This window comes from Rhodococcus sp. F64268 (assembly GCF_023015605.1).
In the GTDB taxonomy this organism is placed as follows: Bacteria; Actinomycetota; Actinomycetes; order Mycobacteriales; family Mycobacteriaceae; genus Rhodococcus.
The window spans coordinates 121,666-144,520 of record NZ_JALKAI010000002.1 but is presented as its reverse complement, the minus strand read 5'-3'; the positions used below and the strand labels follow the sequence as shown (position 1 = coordinate 144,520).

The following is a 22,855-nucleotide window of genomic DNA, read 5'->3' as shown; positions in this document are numbered from 1 at the left end:
GAATCTTCAGTTGAAGATCACGGTCTTCCGGCCGTGCACGAGCACCCGATCTTCGAGGTGCCATCGCAGGCCGCGGGAGAGGACGAGCTTTTCCACGTCGCGTCCCTGCCGAACCATGTCTCCGACGCTGTCGTGGTGGCTCACCCGAATGACGTCCTGTTCGATGATCGGGCCCGCGTCGAGTTCCGCCGTCACGTAGTGGCACGTCGCGCCGATGAGCTTCACGCCGCGGGTGAAGGCCTGATGGTACGGCCGGGCGCCCACGAAGGACGGCAGGAAGCTGTGGTGGATGTTGATGGCGCGTCCGGCCCAATGCTCGCACAGGTCTGCAGGCAGGACCTGCATGAACCGAGCGAGGACGACAGCGTGCGGATCGTGCGAGTCGACGATCTTGCGAACCTGCTCGAACGCAGGACCGCGCTCGGCGGGGTCGGACGGGAACGAGACGTAGTGGTAGTCGATGCCGTGGCGGCGCGCGACCTTCTCGAGGTCTCGGTGGTTGCCGACGACCGCGCACACCTCGGCCTGGAGCTCACCGGCTGCGACCCGTCCGAGCAGATCGTGCAGGCAGTGCGCTTCCTTGCTGACGAGCAGCACCACGCGCTTGCGCTGTCCGGTGTCGGACAGCGTCCATTCGGTCTCCGGGCCGATTCCGTCCGCCACCACGGCGAACTTCTCCCGCAGTTCGTCGATGCCGAACGGGATGGACGAGGCCCGCACAGCCTGACGGGTGAAGAACCAGCCGCTGTCCTGATCTGCGTGGTAGGCAGCCTCGACGATCGACCCTCCGACCTCCGCGAGGAAGGTGGAGATCTTTGCGACGATCCCGGTGCTGTCGGGGCAGCCCAGGGTCAACACGTAACGGCGGTCGTCGGTCGAGGTGGAACGAGTCATGCTCGCGATTGTCTCAGGTGCCTGGAAGCGGCTGTCGGGGGACGTCGTACGGTGGCGGTGCCTACGAGCGTGGTGAAGTCGATGGTGTGGATACCGCGCGCGGTCACCTCGTCGGCGATGCCGCGCCGGACCGCCGCGACCTCGTCGTCGTGAAGACCGTTCAGCGCTGCCCGGTAACCGGTGCCGGTGACGAGGTTCCAGCAGAGTTCGTCGGTGGCGGGCAACAGGTTCGACAGGACTCGCACGTCCACGGAGTGGGTGCCTGCGTCAGCGAGCCACGCTTCGAGCGTGTGGGGAGTGTCGATCTCGTGGAGGGGCGTCCTCGCACGCAGTGATCCGCGTTCGGTGAGGTCGGGATTGAAGCGCGATGCGACATCGAACACGACTCGTGAGTAGTCCTCCAGTGCCCCCTCGCGCCACACCGTCACACCCACCCGGCCGCCGTGTCGCACGAGACCGGCGAGGCGTGCGAACGCCCGGTGCATGTCCGGAAGGAAGAACACGCCGTAGGAGATCGCGAGGGCGTCGTACCCGTCGGTGGGGATGTTGGACGGCGCCTCCCAGGTCGTCACGTCCGCACACACGAAGTCGATGTTCTGCAATGCTCGTGCCTCGGCGAGCAACCGGGCCTTTTCGAGTAGGTCGGAGGAGATGTCGACGCCGTGCACGCGGCCCGTCGGGCCGACTGCTGCCGCGATGGGGAGTGCTGACGCACCCGCACCGCAGCATGCGTCCAGCACTGTGGCGCCGGGACCGAGTCCGAGTTGGAAGGACAGTGCGTTTCCGGTCGGGCCCCATACCGTGTCGGTGAGAAGGTCGAAGGTGAGGCTCGCGTCGTCGAATGTGCGGGCCGTCTCTGCCGGATTGTCGCTCATTTCGTCAATCTACCGGCCTCGGCGACGCTCGCCGGCCTGTCGCACCGTCCGCGAGCGGGGCCGAGGAGTGTGTTTTTGACGACAATTCGTCACAACAATGCGGCTGTGTGAGGTCCGTGCTGCGAGATTTATGTGACGACACGTCATCACAAAGGAGGAGCCGGTGGATCTGCTGGTTACCCCGTCGGGAATCGTCCACCTCGTGCAGCACGAAGTGCGGCGGACCATCACCGCCGAACTGGAGCGCCTCGCCCGACGCACGCAACTCGGTGTCGCCGAGGTCGACACGGTCGCCGAATCACTGGCCCGCCTGTCATCGGTGCTGGTACTCGACCATGTTGCTGCGTGGCAAGGTGACTATCGGGTGGTGGCCGATCTGTTCGATCTGCCGACGACAAGTGAGTGTGAGGGTATTGCCATGCCGAAACTGACCGGTGGTGCCACAGTGGCGGAGCACAAAGCCGCGACCAGGGAGGCAATGCTCGATGCGTTCGCGGTCGAGTTCCACGAGAATGGCTGGGAAGGCGTCAAATTGCAGACGATCGCCGAGAAGGCGGGCGTCGCGCGGACTGCGGTGTACAACTACTTTCCCGACAAGACCGCGCTGCTCATGTCATGGTCCGAGCGGGAGATGACGCGCTTCATCGCCCTGGCACAGCGAGAACTGGAAGACCGGGCAGACCCCCTCGACCGGCTGCAGGTGCTGATCAAGCTCGTACTGATCGAGTTCTCGCTGCAACGCGGTGTCGGAGAGTCGGTGGCGTCGGCGCTGTCCCCGAAGGATCGTGAACAGTTCGTCACCCATATCGCACCATTGGTCGAACTTGTCGAAGCACTCCTGCGCGACGGCATGGACCACGGAGTGTTCGAGGAGTCGGATCCGACCGATACGGGCCGGCTTGTCATGGCCTGCCTGGAGACGCAACGCTCGGTCTTGATCGCCGGGGGTCGACCGGACGAGGCGGTGGCCCGCACGCTCCCGTTCATTCTCCGAGCGCTCGGAGCGTCACCGGAAGGGCAGGGGCCGGAGGGGTAGACACTCTGGAACGTTCGCTGAACTCGTCGAACGGGCAGGGATATCGGACGATATATCCCGGCGTCGCCGACTGCGGCACACGATTCCGACGTGTGGAAAGCTGACAGCATGCCGGATATCACGTTCTCCCGCTCACAGGTCGCCTCGATGATCGACCACACCCTTCTCAAGCCCGAAGCGTCCACGGCGGACGTGCAGGCCCTCGTCGACGAAGCCCGGGATCTCGGTGTGTACGCGGTATGTATCTCACCGTCGATGCTGCCGGTGCGTGCGGACGGCGTGGTTGTCGCAACGGTGGTGGGCTTCCCGTCGGGTAAGCACCATTCACTCATCAAGGGCGCCGAAGCGCGCCTCGCCGTCGAGCAGGGTGCCCGCGAGGTGGACATGGTCATCGACGTCGGAGCCGCGGTCGCAGGCGATTACAACGCTGTGCTCGCCGACATCCTCACCGTCCGCGAGGCGACCGGATTCGATCCGGTGCTCAAGGTGATCATCGAGTCGGCTGTGCTCTCCGACGAAGCGATCGTCGAGGTATGCCGAGCGGCGGAGAAAGCCGGTGCGAACTTCGTCAAGACCTCCACCGGCTTCCATCCCGCCGGGGGAGCATCGGAGCACGCGGTGCAGCTCATGGCGGAAACGGTCGGTGGGAGGCTCGGGGTCAAGGCGAGCGGCGGCATCCGCACCGCGGAGGCCGCGGTGCGGATGCTCGAAGCCGGAGCCACTCGGCTGGGTCTGTCCGGTAGCCGCGCGGTGCTCGACGGGCTCCCGGATTGACCTGTCGACTCAGTTGATCCAGATCTCCTCCACCAGAGGCGAACCCAGAGTATAGAGCTCCACACCGTGGACATCTTCGCCGTAGATGACGCCCGGTGTCGCCTTCGTGTAGAAGACACCGACCGAGAGATCCGCGAGACGCTCCTCGACCGTGTTGTAGGCCGCGACACGTTCGTCCTGTGATGCGGACTCGCGCCCGCGGTCGAGTGCCTCGTCGAGCTCCGGGTCGCTGACGCCCATGAAGTTGCCGGGCGACGTGGAATGGAAGGCCGACCACAGTCCGTAGTCGGGATCCTGGACGATCGCCGACGTGATCGACATGTCGAAGTCGCGTGCCGCGGTGCGCGCGTGGGCGTTGGTGATATCGTGGATCTCGACCTTCACATCGACATTGTCGTAGGCGCTGAGCTGGGCTTGGACGGCCTCGGCAAGCGTCTTGCTCTCACTGGCCGGATACGACATGAACGTGAACGACACGGGCTTGCCCTCGGCGGCCAGTTCGTCGAACAGTTTCTGCGCTTCCTCGGAGTTCGTCTCGGGGAAGGGAAGGTCCTGATAGTACGGCGATTCCTCTGCGAACAGGGTTTCCGGCACGACACCCTCACCGTTGTAGACGATGAGATTCAGATTGTCGGTGTCCAGTGCGAGCTGTACGGCCTGCCGGGCACGGATGTCGTCGAACGGAGCTCGACGATGGTTCATTGCGATGATCTGACCACCGCCGGTCGGAACCACCTCGGTGTTCAACCCCTGCGCCTCGGCAGCAATGATGTTGTTGGCACTGGACTCGGATGCGAGATCTGCTGCACCGGTGGTCATTGCGTTCATACGCTGAGTGGCTTCGTGGGCGGTGCGAATCGTCAATGTGTCGAGGTACGGTTTGGGCGCGTCCCAGTAGTCCGGGTTCTTCTCCATCTCGATCTCGCCCTGGCGTGTCCAGCGCACAACCTTGAACGGTCCTGCCCCGGCCGGAGCATCGTCGAATGCTGTTGCGCCCTTCTCCAGCGCGGTGGGAGAAGCGATCCAGTTCAACGACGTCGCAGCGATGCCCTGTGCAAATTGGAGGTTCGGCGCCACCAGAGTGACGCGGAGGGTCTCGGCATCGATCGGGTCGGTGTTCGCGATCTGACTGGCGACCCGGATCGCAGTGGAACCGGTTGCCGGTTCCTTCAGGCGATCCCAGTTGTACTTCACCGCCGCAGCATCGAGAGGGGTGCCGTCGGTGAAGGTCAGACCGGGCCGCAGCTTCAGATCGAAAGTGGTTCCGCCGTCGGTGGTGGCGAAGTCGGTGGCCATCTTGTATTCGATTTCGAAGTCTTCGGTGCTGTTGACCATCAAGGTGCCGTAGAGGGCATTTCCCAAGGGGGCCATATGAGCCCAGGTGTTCGACAGCTTGGCGGGGTCGAGCGTCGGTGGTTCCGCGATCTCCAGGATCGTGGCGGAGCCGCCGGCGACGGGTTCTCCGTCGTTGCCGGTGGCGCCCCCGTCGGAGGCGTCGCCACTGCCACACGCGGCGACGAACGTGAACAACGTGAGGGACAGTAGTGCGGCCGGTAACTTCCGTATTCGTCTACGGCGGATCATCGACGACCTCTCGATCAGGTTGTGGGTTGGGAGATTTCGACGAGCGATGCTCGATGGTTCTCGTGACGACTCGGATGCCGGCTGTGAGTGCGCGCGACGAGACGAATCGAGCGGAAAGATCTACGGCCGGGACGGCCTCGAATACGACTGGGCGTCGGCCCTGTCGGATCCGATGAGGAGCGAAGGTCAGCGCAGCGGACCACCGAGCGCGCGGAGGCAGAATTGCCACAGCTGCTCTTGGACCTCAGCGACGGTGCCCGCCGCATACGCGTAGTGGTGGTACACCGAGCGAGTGAGCTCGACGATGAACCATGCGTCCTGTTCGGTGTCGGTGGACGTCACCAGGCCGGCGTCCGCGGCCGCCCGGATCTCGGTGTGGATGAGGTCGACCAGGGGGCGGTCGGCCTCGGCGAGTTCCCTCGGGAAGACACGATGCAACCGCCAATGGGTGGCCACGATGAACTGGGCCAGCGTATAGCGTTCCGGGTCCCTCGACCGGCCCCCCAGCGAAGCGGTGATGAAGAAGCGCAGTCGCTGCAATGGGTCGGTGAGATCGTCGGCGGCGACGGTCATCTGTCGACATGCGTCGCTGAGCCCGTCGCTGATGACAGCGAGGAGCAACTCGTCCTTGCTCGCGAAATAGCGATAGAAGGTCTGGAGGGCCACCCCCGCTTCCTTCGCGAGTTCCTGGGTCGTGAACGCGTCCCCCTTCGCCTCGACCAGGCGGTGCGCCGCGTCGAGGATCGCACGGATCTGATTCTCGACGCGCGAACGTGACCGCTGGACGGCCACGGATCGTTCGACCGCTCGTTCCTCAGCTCGGGACATGGTCTCTGATTCTAGACGTCGTCACGTCGGTGACAGGACGACGACCGGGATGTCGCGGTCGGTTCGGGACTGGTACAGGTCGTAGTTCGGCCACGCGTCCGTGACGATCTTCCAGAGCCGGGGCTTCTCCTCGTCGGTGGCGGTTCGCGCCACCACCGACAGCGTCCTGTCCAGGACCTGTACCTCCGCGTGCGGATCGGCCTGAAGGTTCACGTACCACAGCGGGTGCTGCGGTGCGCCGCCCTTCGAGGCGACGACGAGATAGTCGTCGCCATCCCTGGCGAAGATCAGTGCGGACGTCCTCCGCATTCCCGAACGCCGTCCGGTCACAGTGAGCAGTAGCGTCGGCACACCGTTCCAGATGTACCCCTGCTTTCCACCGCTTTCGCGATAGACGCGGATATGCTCGTCACCCCGGAGACTGATATCCGTCTGCGTGTACTCGGTCTCTGCCATGGTCACCTCATTTCGTATCGAAGAGGACAGGAATCGCGGTGGCTCCGCGCTCGTACATCCCGACAAGTCTCGGGGGCTCGGCCGCCGGATCGAGCCGTAGTCCGGGGAGCCTGTCGAGCAAGGCGTTGATGCCCACGGTCATCTCCCCGCGGGCCACGTGCATGCCCAGGCAGATGTGGGCGCCCTGGCCGAATGCGAGCGTCGACTTCGTGGTCCGGGTGATGTCGTACTCGTCGGGTCGTTCCCACCGCTCCGGATCACGGTTCGCGGCGGCGACGCACAGGTGAACGACCGAACCCTTCGGAATGTCCTGACCGTAGAAGTCGATGTCCTCGGTGACCCACCGCGAGAACATCGGATCGGTCGGCATCCACCGCAGAGTCTCCTCGATCGCCGCGCGCAACAGGGACCGGTCCTCGCGTACCGCAGCGAGCACGTCCGGACGCTGAAGCAGCGCGGTGATGGTGGTCCCCATCTGCTTCCAGGTGGTGCCCGATCCCGCGGCGAGCAGCAACAGCGAGAAGGTGTAGATCTCCTCGTCCGAAAGACGCTGTGTGGCACCGGGTTCGTCGGCCCGCTCGGCCTGCACCAGAACACTGATCAGGTCGTCCTGCGGTACCTCCCGCCGTGCTGCGACGATCGGAGCGAGGATGTCGATGATCTTCTGCTTGTCGCGGGTCAAGGCTTCACGAATGTCGAGTGCCTGCTCGATCGGCACACCGAAGCTTCCGGTGATGGTGAGAATCGGTATGGCAGCGCAGAAGTCGACGTTCAATTCGGCATGCCCGTCGTCGACGAACCCGTCGATCAAGAGGTGGACCGCTTCCTCGATCCAGTTCTGGATCCACCACTGTGCGTTCGACGGAAGGAACGACGGCTGGACCAGACTGCGGTACTGCCGGTGTTGCACTCCGCCCATCGACAACATGCTGTTGTGGACGAGCGAACCCGACTCGGGGTCGATGTCCACGGCCTCGGGAGACGACGCGAAGACCTTCGGATTCCGGAAGGCCTCATTGCAGGCCTCGAAACTGAACACCGAGAAGTGCTCGCGATCGGGGTACGGGAGCCCCTGGAACATCAGTGATTCCGAGATCCCGGTGAGCTCGTGGACAGTACCCCGGTGGACCGGCTTCTCTCCGCGGAGCCGGTTCCAGATCGGATACGGATCCTCGGAGAACTTCCCGCCGGTGGCCTCGTTGTACGACCCCTGCAGGTCGAACAACTCGCGTACCCGGTCTCGGTCGAGCGATGTGGTCTTCATCGTGCGACATACCCTCCATCCACCGGCAGGACGACGCCGGTGACGTTCTTCGCCATGTCGGAGGCCAGGTACAGGATCGCCTCCGCGCAATCCTCAGCAGTGATGAATCGGCCGAGGGGGTGTTGGGTGGCGATGCGGTCGGTGACCTCGGGTCGAGCGTTGACTTCGGGGTCGAGCCCGCCCGCTGTCATGAACCCGGTCAGCGGCATCCCTGCGGGGGCAATGGCGTTGACCCGGATACCGTGGGGCGCTCCCTCGATCGCCACCGCGCGCGTCAACTGGTGTACGGCGCCTTTGGTTGCGCCGTACACCGAACCGCCCCACGCGACGAGGCCGGCCACCGACCCGGTGTTGACGATCGCACCGCCCGAACCCTGCTTCTTGAACTGCAGGACGGCATGCTTGCTCCCGAAGAAGACGCCACCCAGATTCACCCCGACCAGGCGCTGGAAGTCTTCGCGGGTGTGTTCCTCGAAGGTTGCGCCCAGTCGTGGAGTGGGGATCCCGACATTGTTGACGAGGATGTCGAGTCGGCCGTACTGCTCGACCGCTGCCCGCACCATCGCTACGACCTGGTCTTCGTCGGACACATCCGCCCCGACCGCCGTTGCGGCGCCGCCGTCGGCCTCGACGAGACGGACGGTTTCTTTCGCCTCATCCACATCGATGTCGGCGCACACGACCCGTGCGCCCTCTTCGGCGAGGCGCAAGGCGGTCGCGCGGCCCACTCCCGAGCCCGCTCCCGTCACGATGGCGGATTTGCCTTCGAGCAATCGATTCATGGCATATTCCTGTTCGGTTCCTTGTTCGGGCGGAGCAAGGTCAGACTCCGGCCAGGACCGGGGGCTGCGCCGGAGTGAATCGGTACAGCCGCTCGGCATTGCCACGCAGAATCTTGTACTGCTGTTCGGGCGTCAGATGCTCGATCTGCTTCTTGACCACCGAGATGCAGTTGGGCCACGTCGAATCGGAGTGCGGGTAGTCGGTCTCGCACATGATGTTGTCCTCGCCGATTTCGTCGATGCTGGCGATTCCGTGATGATCCTCGATGAAGCAACCGAAGATGTGCTTCCGGAATACTTCCCGAACATCGAGGTTGTCCAGATCCAGGTCGTTGTTGCCGTGGTCGCTCCACTGCGCACCGCGCTGGATCCAGTACCGCTGCTTGTCGAGTACCTGCTCGGCACGTTCGAGGAAGTACGGCACCCAGCCGATCTCACCTTCGGACAACGCGATCTTGAGGTTGGGGTAGCGCTGGAACATGCTGCTGAACAGCCACGTCAGCATTGCTCCCGAAGTCCGTGTCGCGCCCCATGCCAGATTGGCCAGGAACGGCGAATCCTTCGAGACCCGCGGCACCGTGGAGGACGAGCCGACGTGCATCGAGACCACCATGTCGAGATCGTTGGCGGCAGCCATGACGGGATCCCAGTAGCGGTCCTTGTCGTGAATGGTGGGCAGACCCAGCGGTTCGGGGTTCTCGGAGAAGGCGAACGTCGTGGCGCCCTTGGCGGCGCAGCGTTCCATCTCCTTCGCCGCGAGGGCGGGATCCCACAGCGGGATGAGGATCAACGGAATGAAGCGGCCCGGAGCCGCGCCGGCCCACTCCTCGAGGTGCCAGTCGTTGTAGGCCTGCAGGCAGGTGAATCCGAACTCGCGGTCGCTGGCCTCCATGAACATCTGACCGCAGAAGCGGGTGACCGTCGGGAACGACAGCGACGCGAGGATGCCGGCCTTGTTCATGTCCTCCACACGGGCGAGCGGGTCGTAGCAACCGGGTCGCATCTCGTCGTAGTTGAGGGGTTCGGGGCTGAACTCTTCCTTGGACTTGCCCGCGACCGCGCTCAGGCCGCTGCTCGGGAACTTCTTGCCGTCGTAGACCCAGACATCCATCCCGGTCTTGTCGTCCTTGATCATGTGGGGCGCACGATCGTGGTCCTTCTTCGGCACGCGATCGACCCACAGGTTGGGCGGTTCGAGGATGTGGTCGTCGACCGAGACGAGCCAGTCCAGGTCGAGGTTCGGGGTGCCGTTCGATGTGGTCATTGTGCGAGCTCTCCAATCGACATGTGCTTGACTTCCTGGAATTCGCGGATGCCCTCGGGGCCACGTTCGCGTCCGAGTCCGCTCTGCTTGTAGCCCCCGCTGGGTGCGAGCGCGCTGAATACGGTGGTGTTGACGTTGACGGCGCCCGCGCGGATCCGGCGGGCAACCGAGACTGCGGTAGCGGTGTCGGCGCCGTACACCTGGCCGGACAGCCCATAGACGCTGTCGTTGGCGATCCGCACCGCGTCGTCGATGTCTCGGTAGCCGATGACCCCGAGGACGGGTCCGAAGATCTCCTCCTGCGCCGCAGGGTTGGCATTGTTCGGCAGATCGAGGACGGTCGGCTCGAAGTAGTAACCCCGATCGAGACCTTCCGGGCGTTTGCCGCCGGTCCGGACCTTGGCTCCTTGCTCCTCGGCGAGTTGCACGAATCGCTCGCACTTGGCTCGCTGTGCGGCACTGATCACCGGACCCATCAATGCAGTCGGGTCGGTGGGCGACCCCACCTTGATCGAATTGTACGCGGCGGCAACTCGTTCGAGAACTTCCTCCTTGTGTTCCTGCGGGACGAGCATGCGTGTCGCCGCGACACAGGCCTGTCCTGCGGTGCGGGCCACTACCCCCATTGCGCCGATGCCGACACGTGCGAGGGCGTCGGGCAGATAGATCTGCGCGGATTTACCGCCGAGTTCGAGCGACAGGCGTTTCACGGTCGGGGCGGCCTGCGCGATGATGTTGCGTCCGGCCACAGTGGATCCGGTGAACGAAACCATGTCGACTGCGGGATGGGTCGTCAGCAGTTGCGCGCCCTCGGTGCCTTCCTCGGCCACCACACTCAGTACGCCGGGTGGCAGGCCTGCGGCGTCGGCGGCGTGCCCGAAGATCAGGGACGAGAGTGGGGTGAGCGGACTGGGTCGCAGGATCACCGAGTTGCCCGCCATGAGTGCGGGAATCAGCTTCTGCAGGGCCATGATGAGTGCTGCGTTGTACGGAGTGATCGCGGTGACGACCCCGACCGGTTCGTGTCGGAGGATGCTGAGCGCGACCCGCCCCCGCGTCAGGTCGTCGACCGGGACCGGGGTTGCCTCCTCGTGTCGCATCGACAGGTAGAGGTCGATCGTCTGACGTGCGATCGATACGCCTGTGCGGCACTGGGTTTCGTCGGCGAACCGCGCGGGTTGTCCTGCCTCGGCGACGAGGGTGTCGACCATCGATTCGTGGTTCGCCTCGAGGTGGTCGATCAGCCTGTGGAGTACCTGGGCCCGGTCGTGAGGTGTGCGCTGCGCCCACACTCCGTCGTCGAAGGCGGTCCGGGCGGCGAGGACGGCGCGTTCGACTTCGGCAACGGGTGTCTCGCTGACGTCGGCGACGTGGGTTTCGTCGGCCGGATTCTCCACTGTGATGACGCGGTCGCCGGTGACCCATTCGCCGGCCACGTAGGTACGACGTTCGGTGAGGATGCTCAAGTTGTCCCCCTTTTCCCTGCTAGTAGTAGAACATAGTTCTTGCTAGGACAACAGCATGATTTCGTTTTGCTTAAGAATGTGTGTCAGAAGCGTTCGGCGGAATACACCACGGCACCGCCGTAGTGCGGCGAGGAATGGCAGGCGACAGCGGTCGTCATGTTGCCCAACGTCCGAGTGCCTGCGCGCCCCGAGAGCTGGAGATAGCACTCGAGCATCTGAGGAACACCGTGCATGCGGCCGTTTCCGAGGGCGCCGCCTCCGGACAGTGCCGGGATCGCACCGCGGCGATCGCTGTCGATACCGCCTTCCTCGACGAATTGGTGGGCTTCGCCCGGTGGGCACAGGCCCAGGGATTCGAGCCAGAACCATACGAACGGGGAGAAACCGTCGTAGACCTGGGGCAGATCGATCTCACTCATGCCGATCCCCGAGGATTCCTCGAGTCGACGTACCAACTCGGTTCCTGCGCCGAGGATGTCGTCCAGCGGCCAGTGGAGTGGGAGGCGTCGTCGCGACGGTATTCCGTTCGCATATCCGGCGATGTACACCGGCGGGTGGGGGAGATCCTGTGCGCGTTCGGCGCTCGTGAGCACGAACGCGGCGGCACCGTCGACCGGGATATCGCAGTCGTACCTGCACACCGGGTCGAACAGTGCCGGCGCAGAAAGGTAGTCCTCACGGTCCAGTGGACGGTTGTACCAGTACGACCACGGGATCCGCGCCCCGTTCTTCCTGGCCTCGGTGACCACGGCCGCCATGGATTCCGGTTCGGCACCGTACCGCTGCAGATACTCGTTGTACGGCAGGGCGATCATGGCCAGCGGCCCGAAGAAACCCTGGGGCGCTGTCCACTGTTGTGGACCGTGGACCTCCTGCATCGGATTGCCGTGATAGCTGCCCGTGGGATTGTGCAGCGCGCGGTGCACGATGACGTAGTCGGCGGCACCGCTGGCAATTGCGTTGACGGCCATCGACACCGAGCCGGTCAGCTGGCCGATCCCGTCGAACCCCGCGACATAGCGCGGGGTGCCGCCGAGGCGCCCCGCCAGCCACGCGGACGACACCGTGTTGACACCGTCCTCTGAGACACGACCGCTCGCACTCGGCATCAGGCTCGAACTGACATAGCCGTCGATCTGTGCAAGCTCGAGTCCGGCATCTGCGACGGCTGCGCGGGCCACGTCCACGGTCAGGGCGCCGAGTGTGCGACCGGCAGTGCGTCGAATGTCGCTCTGCGCGTAGCCGACGATCGCGACCTTGTTGCGAGCGAAGCCGTTCATGACGCGAGCTCGAAGGCCGGCACCGATACCTCGGAGGTCAGCTGCTCGAACGCTGCGACGACCGGTGTCCCGATCCGGAGTTCGACGTCGGGTCCGTCGAGCAACCGGCCGATCAAGCGGAGTTCCGGCTGCTCGGTGAGTTCGACGTCGACCAGCACGAACGGAAGGAGCTCGTCGAACCCGGGCAGAAAGGATTGCCGCACTGTCGTCCAGGACCGCACGGTGCCGCGCCCGCTCACCGGAGCGAATTCGAAACCGGGGTCGGTGGATCCGCAGTTCGGGCACACACTGTCGGGCGGGTGGGCGAAGTTGCGGCACTGCCCGCAGCGTGCCAACTCGAGTCGGTGTTCCGCTGCGGCAGTCCAGTACGGAGCCGAGGTCGAGTCGGGCACCGGCAGGGGGCGGTGTGTCTTCGCTTCGTGTGCCCTCACGGGATCACACCTTTCTCTGCGAGCGACCCGATCCGTTCCCAGTCGTAGCCGAGTTCGAGCAGCACGGCCTCGGTGTGCTCACCGTGTTCGGGTGCCCGTCGCAGGGCGGGAGGCTCCTGACCCAATTGCACCGGCACCGCGGGCAACCGGTAGCTGTGCCCGTCATCGAGCCGGACCTCGCCGACGTAACCGTTGGCCGCGACCTGCGGATCGTCGATCACATCGTGCACCGACTGCACCGGTGCCCAGGGCGCGTCGAGATCGCCGAGGATCTGTTTCCACTCGTCCAACGTGTATTTCGCGAAGATTCCGTCCAGTTCCTCGACGCACGCCGCACTGTTCTGCCGGCGAGCGGTCATATCCACGAACCGGGGATCGTCGATGAGGTCGTCGCGTCCGATGAGCCGAGCGAACGCCGGCCAATAGCGATCCCCCTGCAGGAACATCAGCTGGATGTGCCGAAGGTCGCGGGTCCGGTACGTCCCCGTGAGCGGATTGACCTGCGGCCCACGGCCCGTCACTGAGGTCACCTCGCCGCCGTTGAGTGCGACGAGCAGGTCCGACGACAGCATCCACATAGCGGTGGCGAGTAGCGACACATCGACGACGGTGCCCGCGCCGGTCTTCTCCCGTTCGTGCAGCGCCGTCGAGATTCCGAATGCCAGAGCCATCGCGCCGTTGCGGTCGCCCATCGCGCCGCGCTGGCTGATGGGGTAGTCGCGTTCGGTGGGAGTGAGTGTGTGGCCGACCCCGCCGCGTGCCCAGAATGCGGAGCTGTCGTATCCGGGCTTGTCGGAATCGGCGCCGCGGGCACCGAACCCGTGTCCGCGCGCGTAGATCAGGCGCGGATAGCGCTGACGAAGGGTCTCGGCGTCCAGTCCGAGGCGTTCGAGTGCGCCCGGCCGGAGGCTGGTGATGAACACGTCCGCCGAAGAGAGGAGTTCGTGCAGCACAGTGATGCCCTCGTCGGTCCGGACATCGAGGGCGATCGAGCGTTTACCGCGGTTGGCCAGTGCCATCGAGAGGTTGGGGCCGCCACGGTCGGCGCCGATGCCCTGGGTCGCGAGGCCGCGGTACGGATCGCCGTCGGGCGGCTCGATGCGGACGACATCGGCGCCCCAGTCGGCGAGCAGCGCCGCAGCAACGGGTACGAACACCCATTGCGCGAGCTCGACGACGCGGACTCCGTCGAAAGCACGCGGCGCGGTATTCGCTTCCTGCTCAATCATTGCTCTCCGCTTCCAGGGTTCGGCGCGTGACGGTGATGGCGCCGGTGGGGCAGCCGGACGCGGCGACCTCGACATCCGATACATCCGTCACGATCGGGTTCGTCACCTCGGCAGCAGCATCGCTGCCCATGGCGAAGATGTCTGCGGCATACGAGACGCAGACCCCCGATCCCATACAGATCTCACGATCGAGTTCGACGACGTACTGTTCTTCAGGCATGTGTCGTCTCCGGTACATCTTGTAGTGCAGCCTCTGCGACGAGCTTCCGAATTCGGTTCTTCTGAACCTTTCCCGACGCGGTGCGCGGGAAGTCGTCCACCCGGTGCAGTTCTTCCGGCCACTTCTGACGTGCGACACCCGCGGCCGCGAAATGCTCCTTGACCTCGTCGAGTGTGGGCATCGACTGTCCCTCTCCGAGTCGCAGGACCGCTGCCACACGCTCGCCGAGACGCGCGTCCGGTGCGGCGACGACGACGGCCTCGACGACCGATGCCATGGTGAGCAGTGTGTCCTCGACCGCTGCTGCGCCGATGTTCTCACCACCGCGAATGATGAGATCGGACATGCGGTCGGTGATGGTCAGGTAACCGTCGTCGTCGAGAGTTCCGACGTCTCCGGTGTGATACCACCCTTCGTCGTCGAATGCGCGTGCGGTAAGGGACTCGTCGGTGTATCCGAGGCACAGATCTGGGCCGCGGCTGACGATCTCGCCGTCCTCGGTCAGGCGGATCTCGACACCCGGCCGTGGGCAACCATCCGTGAGAAGACGCTTGTCTTCCGGTGCGGTGGTGGCGGATCCGGTGATCGAGGGGTGCTCGGTGCTCCCGTACGAGCGGGTGACGACGAGACCGAGATCGGTCAGGCGGCGTGGGACGGACGCGGGTACGGTGGATCCACCCAGCCCGATCGGGCCGAAGAAGCGTAGATGGTCCGGCGTGAAGTCGGGATGGTCGAGCAGGCTGGTGACGAAATACGGTGGGCCACCACCGATTGCTACGCCTTCGGAGTCCATGAGTGAGATGACTCGGGTGGGGTTCCACTCGTCGCACATGTCGGCGGGAATCGCGTCGAGCACGGGGAACAGAACCGCGCCCAGCATCCCGATGAAATGCCCGACCGGCAGGGCGGTGAGCTGGCGCCCTCGGCCGGGTTCGTAGTTCGACATCAGTTGCCGCGTCTCGCAGATGAGCGTCTGATGAGTGTGGATGACGCCCTTGGGGTTTCGTGTCGTTCCCGACGTATATGCGACGAGTGCGGGGGCGGCGGCGTCCACCTCCAGGACGCCGTGCAACGGCACTTCGGCGAGCAGATCGTCGAAATCATGCCCTACCACGCCGACGATCGGCACATGTGCGCTGGTTTCCGGCGTGTATGTCATGCGCCCGAACTGTGCCGCCGTGATGAACACCTGCGGCTCGGAGTCCTCGAGAATGAAGCCGAGTTCCTTCGGACCGTAGAAGTGGACGATCGGAACCGTCACCGCGCCGAGCAGGGCGGATGCCCAGAAGGTCGCGGCTGCTTCCATCCAGTTCGGCAATTGCATTGCAATGACATCACCGGGGCCGATCCCGCGGGCCTTCAGGCCCGCGGCGAGTCTGCGTGCGACAACTTCGACTTCGGCGAAGGTTCCCTCGTACGGGCGAACCGCGGAATGCACGTGAAATCCCATGTCGGGGTGCTTGTTCAGTCCGTCTGCGAGTATTTCGCCGAGCGTTTCGCCGGTCCACCACCCTTGTTCTTCGTAGTAGCTGCGCAGGGATGGGGGGACTTCGCGGACAATCGAGCTCAGTCGATTCGTAACCAACGTTTTCACAACACCTTTCGCAGATGCACAGTCGATATCAGCGCGCGGCGTAGAGGGGGCTGTTGCCGCTGGTGCGCAATAGATGCATGTCGAGGTAGAACGTGATTCTCGTCCAGCCTGCCATGATTCGCGTCCGGATTCAATACCGGACCGGAATGTCAGCAGGGGGTCGAGAACAACTCGGGCGAGAGGGCGTCGTGGTCGGCAACTGCGGTGCTCAGGCGGTGCAGCAGGATCTCGATCAGTCGGGGCTCCACCTTGACGGTGATGCCCCAGAGGTAGAGGCCGCGCACCATTCCTCGTCGAAGTGCGCGTCGGCCGGAGTCGAACGATGGCGGCTCGATACCTTGGGCGGCAAGGCAATCGAGATAGTGTGCGAGAAGGTCGTCCTCGGTGCGGCGTCGTTCCTCCGGGGGCAAGGCGGTCGCGATGTGGGTGCCGACGTCCATGTACCACATGCCGCGTTGGACGAGCTGCCAGTCGACGAGGCTCGGACGACTCTGCCCGTCGAGGTAGATGTTGCCGACGTGTGCGTCCCCGTGGATCACGCACCAGTCGGAGGTCTCGTATTCGGATGCGAGGGCGTCGACCAGGCCCAGGTAGGCGGAGAGTAGTCGGGGTGCATCCTTCAGCTCGTCGGGAACCCGTATGCCGTTCGGTCCGTGGAAGTTCCGGTCGATCCGCGCGGTGATCTCCTCGGTGCCCATTGCTCGGATCGCACCGGTGAGTCGCGGTGCCAGCCACTGCTGGTGTCCCCATTTCGGCTTGCCCCACGTGGCGGCGTGCAATTTGGCGAACTCTCCGAGGCTTTCCGCCACCTGGTCGGCGGTGTAGCTGCTGGCGGCATCGAGGAAGATGCTGTTCTGGCTGATGATGTCCTCGGTGATCACGACGCCATGGCGGGTGTCCGGATCGAAGTCCGCGTAGTGGCTTCGCAGGGTGCGCGCTCCGATGTGGTCGCGGAGGTCGCGGTAGAAGCAGGCCTCCGGTTCGCCGGCGGCGCGGGTCGTTCGCCCTTCCTCGTTGAAATAGCCCTTGACGCAGAGGTCGGGGGACAGGCCCTCGGGTATCCCGCCTGTGCACTCGATGGTGAAACGGGCGTTGGTGGAGACCCGGTCGACTATCGGTCCGAGAGTTGCCGATGTGACCTCGATGCCCGGGAATCGGGGCTGGAGTGCCGATGTGAGCCATTGGGGCGACAGTGCCTCATCGAGGGTGTCCGGAACCGCGACGGTCATGAGGCGCACCTCGGTCCAAACAGCCTGGAAAAAGTAGAATGTGATTTCGCCATGGCAAGAATGTAGTACTTCTTATGGCGAGAGTCACACTCTTTTTTGAAAACCCTGCTCCAGGGGGTGTCAGGCGAGCAGGCCGCAGCTTCCCTGCTGCTCGGGCTGCTGACCCTCCGGCGCCTCCGGCATCACGAAGTGCCCGCCCTCGAGCGCCAGCTGCACGCCGGAATCGGAGACGTTCACCTCGGTGGCCTGCATGCCCAACGGGTACTGCTGCAGCCCGGAAGTGAGGATCTCGACCACGCCGTCGACGAGTGCCGTCGGCAGGCCGATCCCGAAGAGCGACGCATCGGTGGTCTCCACCGCGACCGTTCCATTGCTGACCACCGGCCGCGCGGTGAACTCGGCGAGCCCCTGCCCGCCGACCGTGAAGGTCAACGTGCCCGCCGACTCGTCGGCGGTGACGTCGGTGACGAGTGCGCCCACCGACTGGCTCTGCACCGTCGCGAGAATCCCGCTCGTAGGCCAGTCGATCTCGGCGCGGGAGCTGCCGATCGTCCCTGCGCCCTCAGCGGAATCGCGCAGATCGACGTCCTGAACCTCGGCGTGCACCTGCATCTGCTGCGCGGGGCCGAACGCGGTGTCGTCGCTGTCGAATCTCACCGACGGCACCTGGCGATCGAGTAGTTGCAGGAGTACCGGTTTCCAGCTCAGGTCGACGTCGACACCGGTGCCGAGTTCGCTCTCGAAGGATTGGGCGAGGCATGTCGTTGCGCGATTGCGCACGTAGACCTCGGCGCCCACCAGGACCGCGACAAGCGCGGCGATGACGATGACGGCGATCAAGGCGAGGCGGCTGCGCTTCGGTTGCGTCATGGGGCCGATTGTTCCCGACGAGCCTGAAATTCCCATGAGCACACACGTACCAACTGTGTGAATAATGTGAGCTTCGACACATTCGTTGGGTACTGTGGGCGCCATGACTGGGTGGACGGATTCAGAGTACGGCGCATCCGGGCGGGCGGATGCAGATGAGCTGCTTCGGCGCCTCGCGGTGACGCAGGCCGGCTTCTTCACCGCCCGCCAAGCCGTGGGGCACGGCATCATGACAGAACAGTTCTCCGCGCGGGTCGATTCCGGGCAGTGGCTGCGGGTGGAGGGCGAACTTTTCCGCCTCGGCGACAGCACGCCGACCAAGTTCGACGAGTTCGCGCAATGGTGCGCCTGGTACGAGGGCGCCGCAGTGGTCTCGCATCAGAGCGCTGCAGATCTCCACGGAATGGGACACCTGCAGCCCCGATTCCTGCACCTGTCGACGGTTGACCAGCGAACGGTGCCGAGCAATCGACTGGCCTTGCACCATCGCGAACTCGCGGCTGCCGACGTCGAACTGGTGGGGTGTTTCCGGGTCACCACGCCCGCCCGCACCGCCGTGGATCTCGCCGCCGGTGGTGTGTCGCAGGAAGTTCTCGACGAACTGGTCGGAGACGCGATCACTCTCGGCCGGGCAGACGCAGATGATCTGCATGCTGCCGTTGCCGGCCAGCCGACCGCCGTCGCCGATCGCATCGAGCTGGCGTTGCTCTCGGCGGACTGACCGGTATCTCGGTTCAGTGCGGCGCCACCGTGCTCCACGGCACGGTGAGAATGCAGTCGCGCACCCGGCGTCGCTGCTCCTGCACCTCGAATCCCTGATTTCGGAGCAGATCCAACGTCGCGCGCCACCGAAGGCGGGGACCGAACGCCGAGTGCGGTGCGGAGGTCGCCCACGCGCGGTCCGCCGCCGTGAGCAGTTCATGGATCGGCTCACCCGGCACATTGTGGTGGATCAGCGCTTTGGGGAGTCGCTCTGCGAGGTCCGACGGACAGTCGATGTGGAACGGGCTCCACGCCAGGGTCAGGGTCCGTGGGCCGTGCTCGTCGAGCAGCACCCACGCGCAGCGGCGACCCAACTCGTCGCATGTCCCGTCGATGATCAACCCGCCCGGTGCCAGTCCCGCGCGCAGTCGCTCCCACGCCGGGGCCACCGCCTCTTCCGGATACTGGCGAAGAACGTTGAATGCACGGACCAGCGTCGGCCGCAGGCCCGCAAGTTCGAAGCCACCGCGAGCGAACTCCACCCCGTTCCGTCCCGGAACGACACGTTCGGGATCGATTTCGAGGCCGACCACGCGCAGGTCGGAACGTACCGTGCGCAGACGCGCAGCCCATTCGAGCGTGGTCACCGGCATCGCTCCGTAGCCGAGGTCGACGGCCAGTGGGTTCGGAGTCTGCGTCAGCATGCGTGTCGTAGCGGGCTCGTGCACCGTCCAGCGATCGCTGCGCCGCAAGCGATTGATCCCCGTGGTACCGCGGGTGACGACGCCTTCAGGGGACCGTCCGACCGCTATGTTCCGTGACCGCACCGTCCTACTGCCGTGCGAGCCAGTCGGCGGTGATCGCCGCCTCGGTGCGGAACACTTCGACGAGATTGTGCAGGATCATCTCTTCGAGTTTGCCGCCGATGAACGGCAGGTCGACCTTCGCGGTCGACGAGGTCCGCAGCGTGCACCCGGGCGCGCTCTCGAACAGCGTCATGGTGCCGGAGAGGCTTCCCGGGCCCGCAGGGATCGACGCCTCGTAGCGACCTGTGGCCGTGCCAGCGAACGGGCCGTACGACTCCGAGCGGGTGATGATCATGTCCTTCTTGATGACCGTCTGCGCGATCTCCGGCAGTTCCGACCGGGGTATCACGTGGTGTAGGACGAGGTCGATACCGCTGTCGGTGACGGTGAACTCCTCCACGTGGTTCTCCGAGTACTTCCGCATCTCCGACATGCGGGCTTCCCAATGATCGGGGTCGGACAGCGCCGAATAGACCCGCTCCGGGGAATACGGAAAGCGGGCAGAGTAGTCGCTATGGCGTGCCACGGCAGGCCAGCGTACCGGCCTGCGCGCGGTCCGGAAAATCGTCCGCGGGCCGCAGGCCGGTCGATCGAGCCCTCGGTCAGGACGACTGCGCGCGACCGAGCCAGTCGGCGGTGAAGGCTTTCTCTGCCTCGAACAATCCGACCAGTTCGTCGACGATCATGCCCTCGATCTTGGACCCGAGGAACGGGATCTTCACCTCGACGGTTCCCTCGATCAGGACTATGGACCCGTCATCGTCGGGCATGAGCGTGAGGGTTCCCTCGACCTTGCCGGGCATCCCCTCGACACCGGCGGAGAATCGGCCCTGCGCCCGATCACCCTCGAGACGGCCCCACGCTTCATGGCGTCGGATGACGAGATCGCCCGGACGGATGTTCGTCACCACCGCGGGGAGATGTTCCGCGGGGATGGCCTGATGGAGGTCGAGTTCGATCGTGCCGTCACCGGTCGTTGCGTTCTCGACAGCCGCGCCAGGACCGCCGGCCTCCGCGAGGCGGCTGTCCCAGTACTCCGGGTCGACGAATGCCGCATGCACGGCTGCAGGCGGAAACGAGTAGTGCGTCGAGTGGTCGATAGGGCTGCCCATGTCCGGCACGCTACCGTTTGCAGGTGCTTGATCCACGTACCAGGGCCCGGCTCGTCGACGCGGGAGCTGCAGTCACCGAATCCGTGCCATTGTCGACGCTGACGACACTGCGGCTCGGCGGGCCCGCCCGCTACCTCGTCGACTGCACGTCGACCGACACGTTGATCGACGTGATGCGTTGTCTCGACGCAGAGAAGATCCCGGTCCTCGTTCTCGCGGGCGGGTCGAATCTGGTGATCGGTGACGGCGGATTCGACGGCGTGGTCGTCAAGATCTCGAACCCACGTGTCGACCTCGGGAGCGGAACGGTCCGCGCCGAGGCGGGAGCGGTATGGGACGAAGTCGTGGCATGCACCGTCGCGGCCGGACTCGGCGGCCTCGAATGCTTGTCCGGCATCCCGGGCTCCGCCGGCGCGACCCCCGTGCAGAACGTCGGGGCGTACGGCGTCGAGGTCGGGTCCGTGCTGCGGCGCGTGCGACTCCTGGACCGGTGCAGCGGCGACGCCGAGTGGGTCGGTCCGGAGGCTCTCGGGCTCGGATACCGCACGAGCATCCTCAAACATTCCGATGAGGCGCTCGTCCTCGAAGTCGAACTCGCGGTGCGCTCCGACGGATCCAGCGCTCCGCTCGGTTACCGCGAACTGGCGGCGTCGCTCGGCGCCGGCGAAGGGGACCGACTTCCCGCCGCACAGGTACGTGACCAGGTGCTCGCGCTGCGTCGAGGCAAGGGCATGGTGCTCGATCCCGACGACCACGACACCTGGAGCGCAGGTTCGTTCTTCACCAATCCGATCGTCCCCGACGACCGGTTGCCGGGGGTGCTCGCGGCAATCACCGAGCACGTCGGCACGGACGTCCGAATTCCGCGGTACGACGCGGTGGGGGGAACGAAACTGTCGGCGGGGTGGCTCATCGAACGTGCCGGGTTCGTCAAGGGCTTCCCGGGGAGCGAGGCGGCCGCGCGCTTGTCGACGAAGCACACGCTGGCGTTGACCAATCGAGGATCGGCGACCACCGCGGATCTCGTGGCCCTCGCCCGCGAGGTGCGCGACGGTGTCGAGGATGTGTTCGGCGTGCGGCTGCACCCCGAACCCGTGACCGTCAACTGCGTGCTCTGACCTCACCAGCGGTTGCGGACCTCTTCGGCGAAGCCGAGGAGGTTCTCGACCTCGATGCGGGTGCCGTCGTCGAGTAGTACGAATCCGGTGTAGCGGCCGAACACCTGGTGCTGTGTCGAGCGGATGGCGACGGCGTTGACGTCTGCGGCGCGGTCGAGGATGGGATCGAATTCCATCTCGAAGCGGTTGTCGCTGCTCGTGAACCGCCACGGTGCGCCGTCGTAGGTGTCGGCGGGGCGATGGAAATGCACGCGGTCGAGCTTGTGGGCGACTCCGTCGTGGAACACCATGTTCTCGGACGCCGCTGTGGTGTCGCCGAAGCCGTAGCCGATGTTGAAGCCGAACGGCGCGGCATCGGCCACCCCGGATGCCGAACCCCAATACCAGGTGTTGTCGTAGGTCCACACCCCACGACCCCAGTCGAAAACCCCGAATGCGCTCGTAGCGTCGAACTCGTGGGTCACGTGGTCGACCCTGATCGAGCCCCACGCAGGCAGACAATTGATCTTCTGGTTGTAGTAGAACGCCTTCGGTGCGCGCGGGAACGGGGTGGCGATCGCCATCCGGTCCATCGGGGGCTGTGACAGCAGCAGCTCACCGGACAGACCGCGGCCACCGTCGAAGCCCGGATGATCGACGATCAGGCGCCGCGCCTGCCCCTCGTTCCGGTACTCGATCCGCATCGCGCCGCGGTGGATCACGACGTCTCCGGTATCGGCGCTGCCCGGCATACCCATGCGTCCGAGGGGAAACGGGACGAGCTTGTTCTCGGTCACCTCCGTGCGGCCCGCCAGATCGAGCCAGCTGATACCGAGCAGACCGACGTATCCGTTGTCGGCGACGGTCAGCGCGATGCCGTATGGGCCCGCGTCACCATCGGACAGGACGCAGTAGTAGTCCCATTCCTTGATCCGCAGCTTCGAGGCTGCGACACGTCGTCGCTCGTACGCACGGACTTCGCTCGTGGCCCAGCCTGCTTCTGCGAGGATGCCGTTCTCGTCGAGCAGGGGACCGGGCGACAGGCGTTGTTGCTGCATACCT

General features: G+C 65.1%; 24 protein-coding genes. 4 read left to right on the top strand and 20 right to left on the bottom strand.

What is annotated here, in order from left to right; all coding sequences use genetic code 11:
• Positions 1 to 6: 6 nt before the first annotated feature.
• Together purU and MWU77_RS05115 are read right to left on the bottom strand one after the other, a co-directional pair.
• A complete protein-coding gene (gene purU, locus MWU77_RS05120; RefSeq protein ID WP_247273102.1) occupies positions 7 to 894 on the bottom strand; it encodes a formyltetrahydrofolate deformylase in 888 nt (295 codons plus the stop codon).
• Positions 891 to 1,769, bottom strand: a complete 879-nt coding sequence (locus tag MWU77_RS05115; protein WP_169690087.1) for a class I SAM-dependent methyltransferase — start codon at positions 1,767 to 1,769, stop codon at positions 891 to 893. The genes purU and MWU77_RS05115 overlap by 4 nt, the downstream gene beginning before the upstream one ends.
• A 163-nt stretch (positions 1,770 to 1,932) precedes the next feature.
• Between MWU77_RS05115 and MWU77_RS05110 the strand changes: the two genes are divergently transcribed.
• The gene (locus MWU77_RS05110) at positions 1,933 to 2,805 is read left to right on the top strand and encodes a TetR/AcrR family transcriptional regulator (RefSeq protein ID WP_247273101.1); all 873 of its coding nucleotides are present in this window, start codon (positions 1,933 to 1,935) and stop codon (positions 2,803 to 2,805) included.
• 108 nt (positions 2,806 to 2,913) lie between these two features.
• Positions 2,914 to 3,579 carry a deoxyribose-phosphate aldolase gene (gene deoC, locus MWU77_RS05105; protein ID WP_247273100.1) on the top strand — a complete coding sequence of 222 codons (666 nt, stop codon included), beginning with the start codon at positions 2,914 to 2,916 and terminating at the stop codon, positions 3,577 to 3,579.
• A gap of 9 nt (positions 3,580 to 3,588) precedes the next feature.
• Here the strand turns inward: deoC and MWU77_RS05100 are convergent, their stop codons facing one another.
• From MWU77_RS05100 to MWU77_RS05035, 14 genes are all read right to left on the bottom strand, one after another.
• On the bottom strand, positions 3,589 to 5,163 hold the full coding sequence (locus MWU77_RS05100) for an ABC transporter substrate-binding protein (RefSeq protein ID WP_169690085.1): 1,575 nt from the start codon (positions 5,161 to 5,163) through the stop codon (positions 3,589 to 3,591).
• A 186-nt stretch (positions 5,164 to 5,349) separates the two neighbouring features.
• Positions 5,350 to 5,991: a TetR/AcrR family transcriptional regulator gene (locus MWU77_RS05095; protein ID WP_247273099.1), complete on the bottom strand. Its 642-nt coding sequence runs from the start codon at positions 5,989 to 5,991 to the stop codon at positions 5,350 to 5,352.
• Between the two features lie 21 nt (positions 5,992 to 6,012).
• Positions 6,013 to 6,447 carry a nitroreductase family deazaflavin-dependent oxidoreductase gene (locus MWU77_RS05090; RefSeq protein WP_169690083.1) on the bottom strand — a complete coding sequence of 145 codons (435 nt, stop codon included), beginning with the start codon at positions 6,445 to 6,447 and terminating at the stop codon, positions 6,013 to 6,015.
• A gap of 7 nt (positions 6,448 to 6,454) precedes the next feature.
• Positions 6,455 to 7,711, bottom strand: coding sequence for a cytochrome P450 (locus tag MWU77_RS05085; RefSeq protein WP_247273098.1), 1,257 nt, complete (start codon positions 7,709 to 7,711; stop codon positions 6,455 to 6,457).
• A complete protein-coding gene (locus tag MWU77_RS05080; protein WP_169690081.1) occupies positions 7,708 to 8,493 on the bottom strand; it encodes an SDR family NAD(P)-dependent oxidoreductase in 786 nt (261 codons plus the stop codon). The genes MWU77_RS05085 and MWU77_RS05080 overlap by 4 nt, the downstream gene beginning before the upstream one ends.
• A 40-nt stretch (positions 8,494 to 8,533) precedes the next feature.
• On the bottom strand, positions 8,534 to 9,757 hold the full coding sequence (locus MWU77_RS05075) for an amidohydrolase family protein (RefSeq protein WP_247273097.1): 1,224 nt from the start codon (positions 9,755 to 9,757) through the stop codon (positions 8,534 to 8,536).
• The gene (locus MWU77_RS05070) at positions 9,754 to 11,223 is read right to left on the bottom strand and encodes an aldehyde dehydrogenase family protein (RefSeq protein WP_169690079.1); all 1,470 of its coding nucleotides are present in this window, start codon (positions 11,221 to 11,223) and stop codon (positions 9,754 to 9,756) included. The genes MWU77_RS05075 and MWU77_RS05070 overlap by 4 nt, the downstream gene beginning before the upstream one ends.
• Positions 11,224 to 11,306: 83 nt before the next feature.
• On the bottom strand, positions 11,307 to 12,503 hold the full coding sequence (locus tag MWU77_RS05065) for a thiolase family protein (RefSeq protein WP_247273096.1): 1,197 nt from the start codon (positions 12,501 to 12,503) through the stop codon (positions 11,307 to 11,309).
• Positions 12,500 to 12,934, bottom strand: a complete 435-nt coding sequence (locus MWU77_RS05060; protein WP_247273095.1) for a Zn-ribbon domain-containing OB-fold protein — start codon at positions 12,932 to 12,934, stop codon at positions 12,500 to 12,502. The genes MWU77_RS05065 and MWU77_RS05060 overlap by 4 nt, the downstream gene beginning before the upstream one ends.
• Complete coding sequence (locus tag MWU77_RS05055; protein WP_169690077.1) at positions 12,931 to 14,163, bottom strand: CaiB/BaiF CoA-transferase family protein; 1,233 nt, start codon at positions 14,161 to 14,163, stop codon at positions 12,931 to 12,933. Before MWU77_RS05055 ends, MWU77_RS05060 begins: the two co-directional genes overlap by 4 nt.
• Positions 14,156 to 14,383 (bottom strand): ferredoxin, encoded by a 228-nt coding sequence (locus MWU77_RS05050; RefSeq protein WP_169690076.1) that lies wholly within the window; start codon positions 14,381 to 14,383, stop codon positions 14,156 to 14,158. The genes MWU77_RS05055 and MWU77_RS05050 overlap by 8 nt, the downstream gene beginning before the upstream one ends.
• Positions 14,376 to 15,977 carry an AMP-binding protein gene (locus tag MWU77_RS05045; protein ID WP_374229811.1) on the bottom strand — a complete coding sequence of 534 codons (1,602 nt, stop codon included), beginning with the start codon at positions 15,975 to 15,977 and terminating at the stop codon, positions 14,376 to 14,378. Before MWU77_RS05045 ends, MWU77_RS05050 begins: the two co-directional genes overlap by 8 nt.
• 149 nt (positions 15,978 to 16,126) lie before the next feature.
• Positions 16,127 to 17,206, bottom strand: a complete 1,080-nt coding sequence (locus MWU77_RS05040; RefSeq protein WP_169690075.1) for a phosphotransferase family protein — start codon at positions 17,204 to 17,206, stop codon at positions 16,127 to 16,129.
• A 120-nt stretch (positions 17,207 to 17,326) separates the two neighbouring features.
• Positions 17,327 to 18,076: a DUF2993 domain-containing protein gene (locus MWU77_RS05035; protein ID WP_169690074.1), complete on the bottom strand. Its 750-nt coding sequence runs from the start codon at positions 18,074 to 18,076 to the stop codon at positions 17,327 to 17,329.
• 103 nt (positions 18,077 to 18,179) lie between these two features.
• Here MWU77_RS05035 and MWU77_RS05030 point away from each other — a divergent pair, with 103 nt between their 5' ends.
• Complete coding sequence (locus MWU77_RS05030; protein WP_169690073.1) at positions 18,180 to 18,797, top strand: type IV toxin-antitoxin system AbiEi family antitoxin; 618 nt, start codon at positions 18,180 to 18,182, stop codon at positions 18,795 to 18,797.
• 13 nt (positions 18,798 to 18,810) lie between these two features.
• On the opposite strand, the gene MWU77_RS05025 is transcribed toward MWU77_RS05030, so the two are convergent.
• The 3 genes from MWU77_RS05025 to MWU77_RS05015 form a co-directional block, all read right to left on the bottom strand.
• Positions 18,811 to 19,590 (bottom strand): class I SAM-dependent methyltransferase, encoded by a 780-nt coding sequence (locus MWU77_RS05025; protein ID WP_169690133.1) that lies wholly within the window; start codon positions 19,588 to 19,590, stop codon positions 18,811 to 18,813.
• A gap of 19 nt (positions 19,591 to 19,609) precedes the next feature.
• Entirely contained in the window at positions 19,610 to 20,110 is a 501-nt protein-coding gene (locus tag MWU77_RS05020) for a DUF2505 domain-containing protein (RefSeq protein ID WP_169690072.1), read from the bottom strand.
• A gap of 76 nt (positions 20,111 to 20,186) precedes the next feature.
• Positions 20,187 to 20,696 (bottom strand): DUF2505 domain-containing protein, encoded by a 510-nt coding sequence (locus MWU77_RS05015; protein WP_247273094.1) that lies wholly within the window; start codon positions 20,694 to 20,696, stop codon positions 20,187 to 20,189.
• A 23-nt stretch (positions 20,697 to 20,719) separates the two neighbouring features.
• On the opposite strand from MWU77_RS05015, the gene MWU77_RS05010 reads away from it, so the two are divergent.
• A complete protein-coding gene (locus MWU77_RS05010) occupies positions 20,720 to 21,814 on the top strand; it encodes a UDP-N-acetylmuramate dehydrogenase (RefSeq protein ID WP_169690070.1) in 1,095 nt (364 codons plus the stop codon).
• Between the two features lie 2 nt (positions 21,815 to 21,816).
• On the opposite strand, the gene MWU77_RS05005 is transcribed toward MWU77_RS05010, so the two are convergent.
• Positions 21,817 to 22,851 carry a DUF2804 domain-containing protein gene (locus tag MWU77_RS05005; protein ID WP_247273093.1) on the bottom strand — a complete coding sequence of 345 codons (1,035 nt, stop codon included), beginning with the start codon at positions 22,849 to 22,851 and terminating at the stop codon, positions 21,817 to 21,819.
• Between the last annotated feature and the right edge of the window lie 4 nt (positions 22,852 to 22,855).